The 12,298-nt window shown below is 52.0% G+C and carries 11 protein-coding genes; 10 read left to right on the top strand and 1 reads right to left on the bottom strand.

Annotated elements, in window-relative coordinates:
* Position 1 precedes the first annotated feature (1 nt).
* Positions 2-877 (bottom strand): protease HtpX, encoded by an 876-nt coding sequence (htpX, locus tag EP25_RS0119055; protein WP_031435328.1) that lies wholly within the window; start codon positions 875-877, stop codon positions 2-4.
* 110 nt (positions 878-987) lie between these two features.
* Between htpX and EP25_RS0119050 the strand changes: the two genes are divergently transcribed.
* The 10 genes from EP25_RS0119050 to EP25_RS0119005 all read left to right on the top strand — a co-directional run bounded on the left by EP25_RS0119050 (position 988) and on the right by EP25_RS0119005 (position 12,281).
* Positions 988-2,103 (top strand): PQQ-dependent sugar dehydrogenase, encoded by a 1,116-nt coding sequence (locus EP25_RS0119050; RefSeq protein WP_031435327.1) that lies wholly within the window; start codon positions 988-990, stop codon positions 2,101-2,103.
* Positions 2,100-2,705, top strand: a complete 606-nt coding sequence (locus tag EP25_RS0119045) for an NUDIX domain-containing protein (RefSeq protein ID WP_031435326.1) — start codon at positions 2,100-2,102, stop codon at positions 2,703-2,705. The genes EP25_RS0119050 and EP25_RS0119045 overlap by 4 nt, the downstream gene beginning before the upstream one ends.
* 106 nt (positions 2,706-2,811) lie before the next feature.
* Positions 2,812-3,708 (top strand): tRNA 2-thiocytidine(32) synthetase TtcA, encoded by an 897-nt coding sequence (gene ttcA / locus EP25_RS0119040; protein WP_031435325.1) that lies wholly within the window; start codon positions 2,812-2,814, stop codon positions 3,706-3,708.
* A gap of 2 nt (positions 3,709-3,710) precedes the next feature.
* A complete protein-coding gene (locus tag EP25_RS0119035; protein WP_031435324.1) occupies positions 3,711-4,430 on the top strand; it encodes an SAM hydrolase/SAM-dependent halogenase family protein in 720 nt (239 codons plus the stop codon).
* A 64-nt stretch (positions 4,431-4,494) separates the two neighbouring features.
* Positions 4,495-6,129 carry an AMIN domain-containing protein gene (locus EP25_RS0119030; RefSeq protein WP_051906900.1) on the top strand — a complete coding sequence of 545 codons (1,635 nt, stop codon included), beginning with the start codon at positions 4,495-4,497 and terminating at the stop codon, positions 6,127-6,129.
* Between the two features lie 251 nt (positions 6,130-6,380).
* Positions 6,381-7,196, top strand: a complete 816-nt coding sequence (locus tag EP25_RS0119025) for a hypothetical protein (protein WP_152555687.1) — start codon at positions 6,381-6,383, stop codon at positions 7,194-7,196.
* 91 nt (positions 7,197-7,287) lie between these two features.
* Positions 7,288-8,334 carry a UDP-glucose 4-epimerase GalE gene (galE, locus tag EP25_RS0119020; RefSeq protein ID WP_031435321.1) on the top strand — a complete coding sequence of 349 codons (1,047 nt, stop codon included), beginning with the start codon at positions 7,288-7,290 and terminating at the stop codon, positions 8,332-8,334.
* 56 nt (positions 8,335-8,390) lie between these two features.
* The gene (locus tag EP25_RS0119015; protein WP_031435320.1) at positions 8,391-9,971 is read left to right on the top strand and encodes a peptide chain release factor 3; all 1,581 of its coding nucleotides are present in this window, start codon (positions 8,391-8,393) and stop codon (positions 9,969-9,971) included.
* A gap of 171 nt (positions 9,972-10,142) precedes the next feature.
* Positions 10,143-10,412, top strand: coding sequence for a hypothetical protein (locus tag EP25_RS23310; protein WP_152555686.1), 270 nt, complete (start codon positions 10,143-10,145; stop codon positions 10,410-10,412).
* A gap of 270 nt (positions 10,413-10,682) precedes the next feature.
* Entirely contained in the window at positions 10,683-12,281 is a 1,599-nt protein-coding gene (locus tag EP25_RS0119005; RefSeq protein WP_031435319.1) for a tetratricopeptide repeat protein, read from the top strand.
* Positions 12,282-12,298 lie beyond the last annotated feature (17 nt).

Here is a 12,298-nt window from a genome sequence, read left to right as displayed (position 1 = left end):
ATTAACGTTGGTTTTGCAATGCGGCGATGCGTTCCTCCAAGGGCGGGTGGCTCATGAACAGCCTGCTCATGCCGCCGCCGTTGATACCGAAAGCAGCCAGTTGGCCGGGTAAATCTTCCGGATTGTGCGCTCTTTGCAAGGCGCGCAACGCGCTAATCATCTTCTCCCGCCCCGCCAACTTGGCGCCGCCGGCGTCGGCACGGAATTCCCGATAACGCGAGAACCACATGACCAGCATCGAAGCCAGAATCGACAAAACGATCTGCATGACGATTTGGGTGATGTAATAGGCCGGACCGTAACCGCGTTCGGTCTTGAACACGACGCGATCGACCACGTGGCCGATGACGGTGGCGAAGAAATAGACGAAGGTGTTGACGACCCCTTGCATCAGGGCCATCGTCACCATGTCGCCGTTGGCGACGTGGCTGATCTCATGGCCGACCACCGCTTCGACTTCATCGGCGTTCATGCTTTGCAACAATCCGGTACTGACCGCGACCAAGGCATTGTTCCGGCTCATGCCGGTGGCGAAGGCGTTCGGTTCAGGTGCCTGAAAAACACCGACTTCCGGCATGCCGATGCCGGCATGTTTGGCATGTTGGGCAACGATGTTGACCAGCCATTGTTCGGTTTGATTGCTGGGGCGCTCGATGACATGCACGCCCATCGCCCGTTTCGCCGACCACTTCGACATGGCCAACGAGATGGCGGAACCGGTCATGCCGATAATGGCGGACATGATCAACAGGGCCTCCAGATTCAGGTTGACGCCCTGGGCATCGAGCGTGCTTTTCAACCCCAGCAAGTTAAAGATGACGCTGATGACAACCAGGATGGCTGCGTTGGTCGCCAAGAAAAGCAATATTCTCATCATGGTGTAGAACCTTTGGTTATTTGAGTTGTTTAAAATATGGGGATGCGAAATATTAAATTCAATCGATAGAGTGTTAAGATGCGGGAAAGTTTATTGCACGAGGTAAAAAAATGAAAATCCTTGCTTATTTATTGTCGCTGCTGTCCGTGACCCAGCTTGCCATAGCGGCCGGGGAGGACAAACAAGAAGTGCTTCGGCAATTGCAGTTGCCGCCGGGTTTTCGCATTTCGCTGTTTGCCGATGACGTGCCGAACGCCAGAACCCTGGCATTGGGGGACAAAGGCGTGGTTTATGTCGGGACCCGCCAGCAAGGCAGCGTTTACGCCCTGCAAGACGCCGACAAGGACGGTGTCGCCGAGCATCGCTACGAACTGGCCAAGGACTTGTATATGCCGAACGGCGTGGCCTATCGCAATAATCAACTGTACGTCGCCGAAACCAATCGCATCATCCGCTTCAACCGGATCACTCAGAGACTGGCCAAACCGCCGAAACCGGTCGTGGTTTATGACGATCGCCTCCCCAGCGACAAGCACCATGGCTGGAAATATCTGCGCTTCGGTCCGGACGGCAAGCTGTATACCGCCGTCGGTGCGCCCTGCAACATCTGCAATCCGGAAAAGGACATCTACGCCACCTTGGTGCGCTTGAACACCAACGGCAGCGACTTCGAGATTCTGGCCCATGGCATTCGCAATACGGTCGGCTTCGACTGGCAGCCCGGAACGGGAGCCTTGTTTTTCACCGAGAACGGCCGCGATTACCTGGGCGACGATTTTCCGCCGGACGAGTTGAACCGCTGGATCAAGAAAGGGCAGCACTTCGGTTACCCTTTTTGCCATGGCGGCACGATTACCGATCCGGAATTGGCCGGCAACCGCCGCTGCGACGAGTTCGTCGCGCCGGAATGGAAATTCAAGGCGCACATGGCGCCGTTGGGCATACGCTTTTATACCGGTAAACAATTTCCGGAACGTTTTCGCAATCAATTGTTCGTCGCCCAACACGGTTCCTGGAACCGCAGCAAGCCTCACGGCTACCGAGTGGCATTGGTCAACTTCAAGGACGGTAAACCCTATAAGGAACAGGTTTTCATCAGCGGCTGGCTGACGGAGGACGGCGAGGTCTTGGGAAGGCCGACCGATATTCTGCAAATGCCGGACGGCAGCCTGTTGATCGCCGACGACACCTTGGGCGTGGTTTACCGGGTCGAGTACAAAAAATGACGGAAAAGCGATTCGAAATCGTCAACAAGGAAACCATTTACAACGGTTTTTTCCGGCTGGAAAAATACCGGCTCAAACATACCTTGTTCCAGGGCGGCTGGAGTCAGGAACTGGACCGGGAACTGTTCCGCCGCGGCAATTGCGTCGCGGTGTTGCTGTACGACCCGGTCCGGGACGAGGTCGTTCTGATCGAACAATTCCGCGTCGGCGCGATCCTGCAACCGCAGCGGGCCTGGCTGCTGGAAATCGTCGCCGGCGCGATCGAGGAAGGCGAAAGCCCTGAGGAAGTCGCGCTGCGCGAGGCCAAGGAGGAAGCCGGCTGCGAAGTGCAGCAGTTGCAGTTGATCCAGGCCTTCTACACGACGCCGGGCGGCGCCTCCGAGTGGCTGAGCCTGTTTTATGGCCGAGTCGATACCCGCGGCGTCGGCGGCATACACGGCCTCGATCACGAGGACGAAGATATCAAGGTCAGCGCGGTCAAGTTCGACGAGGTTTACCGGATGCTGGAGGATGGCAAGATCGAATCGGCCATTCCGATCATCGCGATCCAGTGGCTGTATATTCATCGAGACAAACTGCGGGCCGAAGCGCAAGCCGTTTAACCCGCCCTGCCCTTTTGCCTTCCTCCTCGGAAAAATTTTAACCCTTTAATTTAAAAAGCAAATCATTCATAATGGCCGGTTTTTTTACAGGCATTACAGTTTTTGCATGAAAACGTTAACGGGATCGGCGAAATACAACTTCAACAAGTTGCAAAAACGCTTGCGGCGGCAAACCGGCCAGGCGATCAAGGATTACAACATGATCGAAGCGGGCGACCGGGTCATGGTGTGCCTATCCGGCGGCGCGGACAGCTACACCATGTTGAGCGTCCTGATGAGTCTGCAAAAAAGCGCCCCGATCGACTTCGATCTGGTGGCGGTCAATCTGGACCAGAAGCAGCCGGGCTTTCCCGAACACATCTTGCCGGAATATTTGGATAAACTCGGCATCGATTACCATATCATCAACCGCGACACCTACTCGATCGTCAAGGAAAAGATTCCGGAAGGCAAGACCACCTGCGGCTTGTGTTCCCGCCTGCGCCGCGGCACGTTATATTCGTTCGCCGAGGACATCGGCGCGACCAAGATCGCCTTGGGCCATCACAAGGACGATATCGTCGAAACCTTGTTCCTGAACATGTTCTACGGTTCCCGCATTTCGGCGATGCCGCCGAAATTATTGTCCGACGACAAGCGGAATATCGTCATCCGGCCATTGGCCTACTGCCGCGAAAAGGATATCAAACGCTATTCCGATTTAATGGAATTCCCGATCATCCCTTGCAACCTGTGCGGCTCGCAAGAGAATCTGCAACGCCAGAATATCAAGGCCATGCTGACGGAATGGGATAAAAAAGGCGGCGGCCGCACCGAAGCGATCTTCACCGCGTTAAAGAATATCGCGCCTTCTCAGCTGGGCGACACCGACTTGTTCGACTTCAAGAATCTGCAGATCGACCGATCGGGCGAGCGGCCGCCTTACGAATACGAAAGCAACCAGATCGTGGTTTCCAAGCTGCTCAATTGGCAGGACAACAGCTTGGACATCCTGGAACGCTAATTATGGCGATCGCGCTGTTCACCGATTTCGGCAGGGAAGGCCCCTATCTGGGGCAAATGGAAGCGGCAATCGAACAAATCGTCCCCAACTGCAAAGTCATCAATCTCGTCAGCAACGCGCCGACGGCCGATCCGCTGTTGAGCGCCTATTTATTGGCGGCACTGCGGCACAGTTTTCCAGCAGGAACGATTTTTCTCTGCGTGGTCGACCCCAGTGTCGGCGGTGAACGCGCCGCCGTAGCATTGAAGGCCGACGAGCAATGGTTTGTCGGTCCGGATAACGGCTTGTTGAATACGGTCGCGGCCCACGCCGGACAGCGCGCCTGGTTCGAAATCATCTGGCGTCCGCAGGATTGCTCGGCCAGCTTTCACGGCCGGGATATTTTTGCCCCGATCGCCGCCAGACTGGCGAACAATACGGCCGAAGACCGGCTGCGACCGCTCGACAAACCGTTGGCGGGTTGGGCCGAGGATCTGCCGCGGATCATTTATTTCGACCATTACGGTAACGCGATGACGGGGCTACGTTACCATGCCGATTGGCAGGATAAAACCATTGAGGTCAAGGGCCTTCGCATCGAACAGGCCAATACTTTCTGCGAGGTTAGCCAGGGGCAGTTATTCTGGTATAAGAATTCCTCGGGCTTGATAGAAATTGCCGCCAATCAGGACGATGCGCGAACCGTGTTGAATTTAAAGTTGGGAGATGAAGTGGGCTGCTGACACCTCTGGCGCCATGTGTCAAACTTACACTCAATATTGCTATAAACATGACTGCAACCTAACCATGCGAAATCTCAACGCGCTGCTGTTCAAGTTACTGTGCTTACTGCCATTGTCGGTAATGGCCGAGGTACAAGAAGTCGAATTGCTTCGGCTTGAGCCTATCGCGAAAAACCAAACGGCTTTTCATTTCAAGTTACCGGAGAACAGTCAATACACGTTGTTCACCCTGCCCTCTCCGCAACGCCTGGTGGTCGATTTCAGTCGGGCCAAAATCGTCGCGCAACCAATTCAACCCTCTTCCAGCATTATTCATCTCGCCGCTATTCGTGCCGCAAAACGAGGCAAGGATTCCGCCCGGCTGGTGGTCGACCTGAAGGATTCGGCGACCATTGCCGGGTATAGCGGCAGCACCGAACGAATCGACGGCTCGCGGAAATTAACGGTGGTTTTGACCACCGCGCCGAGATCCAGCGCACCGCTCACCGTGGCAGACAGCGGCATGATACAAACAGACGCCATGGAATCACCGGAGGAAGACACCATGCCGGAAATCCTCGAGGATTGGGATATCTATGGTTACGTCGGCGTGGAAAACCTGACTTTTTGGCATAAAGGCCTGGCTCCGGAACAGCATAAGAATTACGTATCAGGGGTCTTTCAAGGAAATTTCTACAAACAATGGGATGACGGCAGGCAAAGCTTCGCTTTTGTGCCGTTTTACCGTTATTCGCAATACGACAATCGCCGCACCCACTTCGATATTCGCGAACTAACCTGGGTTATGGTCGAGGAAAAATGGGAGCTTCGCACCGGTTTTCGCAAGGTGTTTTGGGGGGTCGCGGAAGGCCTACATTTAATCGACATCATTAATCAAACCGATCTGGTGGAAAACCCCGACACCGAAGACAAGTTGGGGCAACCGATGATCAACCTGGCCTTGATCAACGATTGGGGTACCGTCGATTTATTCGTCATGCCGGGCTTCAGGGAGCGAACGTTTTCCGGCGTCGAAGGGCGTTTTCGCTTGATCCCCCAAATTGCCGTCGGCGATGCGCTTTTCGACCGCCACGGCCTGGAAAAGCACATGTCCTATGCCGCGCGCTGGTCGCACTATATCGGCAATTGGGACATCGGCATCTCGCATTTTTACGGCATGAATCGCGAACCGCGTTTTATCCCTTCCTTTGACAGCCAGGGCCGTCTGGTAAAACTCCGCCCTTTTTATGAAACGATCAACCAAACCAGCCTGGACCTGCAAATGACCCATGAAAGCTGGTTATGGAAATTGGAAGCCATGGTGCGCTCCGGCATGGGTAAGACTTATTTTGCCGCCGTCGGCGGCCTGGAATATACCTTGTTCGATCTCTACGAAACCGGCCTGGACCTGGGATTTGTGCTCGAATATATGTACGATACCCGCGGTTCGAGAAATTTCTACGCCCCCTTTCAGGACGATTTCTTAACGGCGCTGCGCTTCGGCTTTAACGACGTGCAAAGCACCGAAATTCTGGCCGGGGTATTGTTCGACCGGACCAGTAACAGTAAATTCTACAATATCGAGGCCAGTCGCCGCATCGGCGATAGCTGGAAAATCGAGGCGGAAATGCGCATTTATGCCGGCTCGCCTGCCTATGACAGCCTTTATTTTTTGAGGCAGGACGACCACGTTCGAGTCGAACTCAGTTACCACTTCTAAATTCATCGGCATAATTGTCAGATTCTTTTACAATTTCCTTTATGACACTAGGCTCGGAAAATCAAACTTCTTTAATAATTAATGATATAGATTTTTGAGAATAAAAATTGCATATTTTTTAGAGTAATCTATCTTTCAATTTAATTCTTCAAACAAAATCATTGAATTTATGTAGTTTTCATATCTAATGATTTTCCACCTACGGTTTGGGCATGATTAAAAAAGGTATTTTCCTTTTAGGGATTATTTTAATGGGCATACCCTTTTGGCTTGCCATAAAAGGCCCTGGAAAATACGATCTTGTCGACAAAATAAACAAAGACATCGCCTTACATCCTTCCGCCGCGGGCCCTAGCGAGATCTTTACCGTTCTCGACGGCAGTCAATATAAAGGCAAAATTTATCCCTGGCTGGGTTACCCCGTCACTATTCTGTACGAAGACCAACTGCTTGGCGAAGGGGACAATGTCAACCAACCGCCGGACGAATTCAGAATCAAGGAATTGCTGCTGAAACACCAGGGTAAGAAACGCATCATTTTCCAGATCGACAGCTGGAAAATCACTACCGACAGCGAAGAGGACGAACTGGCCGAACTCCATATTTACTGGTATCTACAAGTTTTGGAATGGGCACGGGAAGTATTGCCTGGCGCGAATTTGGGATTCTTCGGCATGCCCTACTCTCCCTGGTTCGCACTGCAAAAACCCAATATTCGCATGCGCGATTACCAAAAAATCCTGGCCAGACTGACACCGGTTTTCAAGGCTTCCGACAGCCTCTATCCAACCTTTTTCGTGCAATACGGCGACTCGGAACATTTGTTCTACACCATGAGCATCCAGCTCTACATTGCCAAAAGTTTCGACAAGCCGGTCTACCCCATTCTTTGGCAAAGAGGGATGTTGCAGGACTCGGTGGAACGAGAAATATTACCCAGCGAACTGATCAACCGGCAATGCCAATTCGTGAAAAAATACGCCGACGGCATGGTTTGGTGGTCGGAGCTGGGGGAACCCTGGGTGGACGGCTGGTATTCCGAAGTCAAGGAACAGTGTTTTGAATGATTGAATGGACCGATTACAAACCGCACACCTACGCCGAATGCCGGCAAAAATCCTCATTAACTTCCAGATTAAACACTTTCTGCATTGAACAATGGATAAAACCGTACTAGTGACCGGCGGAGCCGGCTATATTGGCAGCCATGCCTGTGTTGAATTACTGGCGGCAGGCTTTAATGTCGTTATTGTCGATAATTTTTCCAACAGCAAACCGGAAGCGATCAATCGGCTGAAAATGATCAGCGGTAAAGACATTCCTTATTATCGCGCCGACGTTAGGGATAAATCCGTACTGAAAAGCATTTTCCAGACTCATGCCATCGACGCCGTCATCCATTTTGCCGGCCTGAAAGCCGTCGGAGAATCCTGCCAAATCCCTGTCAGCTATTACGATAACAATATCAATTCGACCCTGGTCTTGACCGAAGTCATGACCGAACACCGGGTCAAGCACTTAGTGTTCAGTTCTTCCGCAACGGTGTACGGCGATCCCCGGAGCGTGCCGATCACGGAGGATTTTCCTCTCAGCGCGACCAACCCCTACGGGCGAACCAAGTTATTTATCGAGGAAATCCTGCGCGACATTGCGGCGGCGGACCGTTTGAACCAAGAGAACGCTCCCTGGAAAATCGGCATATTGCGTTATTTCAACCCGGTCGGCGCACACCAAAGCGGATTGATTGGCGAAGACCCGAACGGCATTCCCAACAACCTGATGCCCTATCTGTCCCAAGTCGCGATCGGCAAATTGGAAGTCCTGTCGGTTTTCGGCGACGACTATCCGACCAAGGACGGCACCGGGGTCAGGGATTACATTCATGTGGTCGATCTGGCCCAAGGCCATGTCAAGGCGCTGGAATATCTATTGACCAAAGAGGAATCGGCCAGCGTTTGCGAGGCGTTCAATCTGGGCACCGGCAATGGTTACAGCGTTCTCGACATGATCCATGCCTTTAGCGAGGCCACCGAACAAAAGATCAATTACCGAATCGCGCCGCGACGCGCCGGAGACATCGCCGAATGTTTCGCCAATCCGGCCTTGGCCGCCCAGGTTCTGAACTGGAAAGCGGAGAAAACATTACAGGATATGATGGTCGACACCTGGCGCTGGCAGAAAAACAACCCGCATGGATACGAGTAAGAAGTAGAAAGTAATTTGCGTTATAATGGCATGTTTTTTTGAATCTTCGTCAAAGCATGTCAGCATTGTCCTCAGAAATCAACAGACGCAGAACTTTCGCGATTATTTCCCACCCCGACGCCGGTAAAACCACGATCACCGAGAAGCTGCTGTTGTTCGGCGGCGCCATTCAGCTGGCCGGCTCGGTCAAGGGACGTAAAGCCGCCCGCCATGCGACCTCGGACTGGATGGAAATGGAAAAGGAACGGGGCATTTCCGTCACCACGTCGGTCATGCAGTTCGAGCATAAAAACTGCATCCTCAACCTGCTCGACACGCCGGGCCACGAAGATTTCTCGGAAGATACCTACCGCACGCTGACGGCCGTCGATTCGGCTTTGATGGTGATCGATGTCGCCAAGGGCGTCGAGGACAGAACCATTAAATTGATGGAAGTCTGCCGTTTGCGCACCACGCCGATTCTGACCTTCATCAACAAACTCGACCGCGAAGGCCGCGAACCGATCGAGTTGCTCGATGAAGTGGAAAGCGTGCTAAAAATCAATTGCGCGCCAATGACCTGGCCCATCGGCATGGGCAAGCGCTTCAAAGGGGTTTATCACCTGTACAAGGATGAAGTATTGCTGTTCAGTCCGCATCACGAAGGCAAAATTGTTGAGGCGGAGGTAATCAAGGGACTGGACAACCCTAAACTGGATGAAGTCTTGAAATACCAGGCCGAGGAGTTGCGCGATGAAATCGAATTGGTCAAAGGGGCCAGCCACGAATTCAATCTGGAAGAATACCTGTCAGGAAATTTGACACCCGTTTTCTTCGGTTCGGCCATCAATAATTTCGGCATCATCGAGTTATTGGACGCCTTTGCCGAATATGCGCCGGGACCGATGCCGAGACAGGCCGAACAACGAGAAATTTCTCCCAACGAGGATAAATTCAGCGGTTTCGTTTTCAAGATCCAGGCGAACATGGACCCGGCGCACCGCGACCGTGTCGCTTTCATGCGAATTTGTTCCGGCAAATTCGATAGGGGCATGAAACTACATCATGTCCGCATTGGCAAAAACATCCAGGTGGGCAACGCCATCACTTTTCAGGCCGATAGCCGTAAAAACGTCGAAGAAGCCTACCCTGGCGATATCATCGGCCTGCATAACCACGGCACGATTCAGGTCGGCGACACCTTCACCCAGGGTGAATATCTAAAATTCGGCGGCATCCCCTACTTTGCTCCGGAACTGTTCCGGCGAGTCGTATTGAAAGATCCTTTGCGTTCCAAGGCTTTGCAAAAAGGCCTGACTCAATTAACCGAAGAAGGCGCTACTCAATTGTTCAGACCGTTAAAAAACAACGACCTGATCCTGGGCGCGGTCGGTGTACTGCAATTCGATGTCACCGCTCACCGTTTGAAGACCGAATACAATGTCGAATGCGTCTACGATGCAATAGGCATCAACACGGTTCGCTGGGTCAGCGCCGAAAACCCGGCAAAATTGGAGGAATTCAAGAAAAAGGCCTTTGACAACCTGGCCGAAGACGGCGGTGGTTATTTAGTTTACCTGGCCAACAGCCGAGTCAACCTGCAACTGACCGAAGAACGTTGGCCTGATATCACCTTTAAAGCGACTAGAGAACTCTAAGCGGAGACCAAGGTCGAATAGAAGTAGTTTGAGAAACAATCAGTTGACAATTGTTTTACAATTCTGCTACTTTTTATAATGTTATTTATCGAATAACAGGACGAAAGAAACCGGCCTTCGTTCCGGATTGATAGAAGTTCAGCTTGAAGCTCCGTAAGGAGGGAGGTTGTTATGAATAAAATAACGCCACATCTTTTGAGAGATTTGCACGCAACCCTACCTGCAGGAACGGAATGTTATCTCTGTTCCGCCGTCAGAAAAGCATTAACGAAATACCGCAAAGGGCGCGTTCCCATGGCATTTTTGGATAAAGAACAAGCATTGCCGCTTTTAGCGAAAAAACTGGGGCGCGGATTGAAACGTTTTCTTCGCGACGATATCAGATCGGCCCTTTCCTCTCGCAAGAGAAACGCGATGGAAACAATGCTAAAACACTCTTGACCACAAACTCGGTTCAATCTTAAGAACTTTTAGAAACAATCGATAGCCCCCTTTGTATAAAGGGGGCTTTATTTGAAAATCAACCGCTATCAGCGCCGCTTTCAGTTCATGTCTATTTAAATGCTGTTAAAAGCAGATAAAATATCTCGACAAGGAAAACGAGTCTTTTAAAGTCAATGGCTTTCCCATCAAGCATTGTGAACAGCCGTAACCCGCGCGGCTTATCTTTTTATCAGAACTGCATTCGCTTCCATCATTGAGCGTATTTTAATGAAAACGAAAAGCAAACAACTACAGCAACCCTCTCCCGCCGAGTTACAGTCGCTGCACCAACTGTTTCAGGCCGGTCGTTTACAGCAAGCGGAAACGATGGCGCGATCATTACAGTCCCGTTATCGTAAGGCGCCTGTTTTATACAACATCATCGGACTCTGCCAGCAGGGCCAGGGGCAATACCGGGAAGCGCTTTCTAGTTTTCGTAAATTAATCGCACTCGACCCTCGGATAGCGGAAGGTCATTTCAATCTCGCATTGCTGTATACCGAGATGGATAACATCAAGGAAGCGATTTTCAGTTACCGCAAAACCCTCCGCCTCAAACCGGACCTCACCGCCGCCCACTATAATCTGGCCGCGTTGCTGCAAGCACAGGGACTATTGGAGGAAGCCGCAGGGCATTACCGCAAAGCGGTGGAGCTCAATCCCACTTTTTTCGAGGCATTGGGCAACCTGGGAACGGTACTGCAACAGCAAGGCTTGCTTAAACAGGCGGAAGAATACTACCGCAGGGCGCTGGCGCTCAATGCCGATGCCCGAGGTTACTTTAATCTCGGAACCGTGCTGTACGGCTTGGGACAACACCAAGAGGCCATTGAGGCCTTTCAGGAGGCGATCAAACTCGATCCGGAGTTTGCCGATGCCTGGAACTCCATGGGAGAAACCCGCCGCGACCAAGGGCAAATGGACGAAGCCGTCCGTTGTTATCGAAAAGCAATAACGCTGCAACCCAAGCATAGCCGCGCCCGTTACAACATGGGCGAATATTTGTACCTTGCCGACCGCCTCGACGAAGCCGTTGCCTACTTCGACTCCTCCGATTTTGCCGACAGCCGGGAACGCGCGCTGCAATGTCTATACAAGAGCAAACAATTTGAACCTTTCAAACAACGCCTCGATAGCTTGACAGCCAACTCGCGGCATACATCGGTCATGCTCGGCACGCTGGCGACGCATTATGCCACCAATTTTCACCAACCCATTACTTACCGTTTTTGCTCGTCGCCGATGGAATATGTTCGCCACACTCGGATAGACGAATTGGCCGATCCCGATAGTCCGCTGCTGCAAGAACTGCTGCACGACATCCAACACCTGGCCATCGCCGAAAGAAAACAAGGGCGCTTATATTACGGCATTCAATCCGCCGGAAACCTGTTATTGCGATCCGAACCCTCGTTTCAAAAGCTTGCCAAATTGATCAAACAAAAGATTGCCCAGTATCGGCAACATTATGCGAAAAACAACGATTATTTGATTAGCGATTTTCCTCGGCAAATCGAATTCACCAGTTCCTGGTATTTACGCATGAAACAAGGAGGCTATTTGACGTCGCACATCCATGAGGAAGGCTGGATCAGCGGTTGCGTTTATCTGAAACTGCCGAAGCGAACCCACAATCACGAGGGTAGTTTTGCCTACAGTACCGACGGCGACGATTATCCCCGGCTGCATGATGATTTTCCTGAGGAAATTGTCGATGTCGAGGTCGGCGATTTAGTGCTGTTCCCTTCCTCCTTATTCCACCGCACCTTACCCTTCCAATCCGACGAGGAGCGTGTTTGCGTTGCCTTCGATGTAAAACCGGCATGACACTGATGCATCGATAA

The sequence above is a fragment of the Methylomarinum vadi genome, assembly GCF_000733935.1.
Lineage (GTDB): Bacteria > Pseudomonadota > Gammaproteobacteria > Methylococcales > Methylomonadaceae > Methylomarinum > Methylomarinum vadi.
The sequence above is the reverse complement of the archived record's forward strand: the minus strand, read 5'-3'. Positions and strand labels throughout refer to the sequence as shown.

Coding starts and splice junctions, on each gene's coding strand:
- htpX (WP_031435328.1), bottom strand. CDS start 877: ATGATGAGAATATTGCTTTTCTTGGCGACCAACGCAGCCATCCTGGTT.
- EP25_RS0119050 (WP_031435327.1), top strand. CDS start 988: ATGAAAATCCTTGCTTATTTATTGTCGCTGCTGTCCGTGACCCAGCTT.
- EP25_RS0119045 (WP_031435326.1), top strand. CDS start 2,100: ATGACGGAAAAGCGATTCGAAATCGTCAACAAGGAAACCATTTACAAC.
- ttcA (WP_031435325.1), top strand. CDS start 2,812: ATGAAAACGTTAACGGGATCGGCGAAATACAACTTCAACAAGTTGCAA.
- EP25_RS0119035 (WP_031435324.1), top strand. CDS start 3,711: ATGGCGATCGCGCTGTTCACCGATTTCGGCAGGGAAGGCCCCTATCTG.
- EP25_RS0119030 (WP_051906900.1), top strand. CDS start 4,495: ATGCGAAATCTCAACGCGCTGCTGTTCAAGTTACTGTGCTTACTGCCA.
- EP25_RS0119025 (WP_152555687.1), top strand. CDS start 6,381: ATGGGCATACCCTTTTGGCTTGCCATAAAAGGCCCTGGAAAATACGAT.
- galE (WP_031435321.1), top strand. CDS start 7,288: ATGGATAAAACCGTACTAGTGACCGGCGGAGCCGGCTATATTGGCAGC.
- EP25_RS0119015 (WP_031435320.1), top strand. CDS start 8,391: ATGTCAGCATTGTCCTCAGAAATCAACAGACGCAGAACTTTCGCGATT.
- EP25_RS23310 (WP_152555686.1), top strand. CDS start 10,143: ATGAATAAAATAACGCCACATCTTTTGAGAGATTTGCACGCAACCCTA.
- EP25_RS0119005 (WP_031435319.1), top strand. CDS start 10,683: ATGAAAACGAAAAGCAAACAACTACAGCAACCCTCTCCCGCCGAGTTA.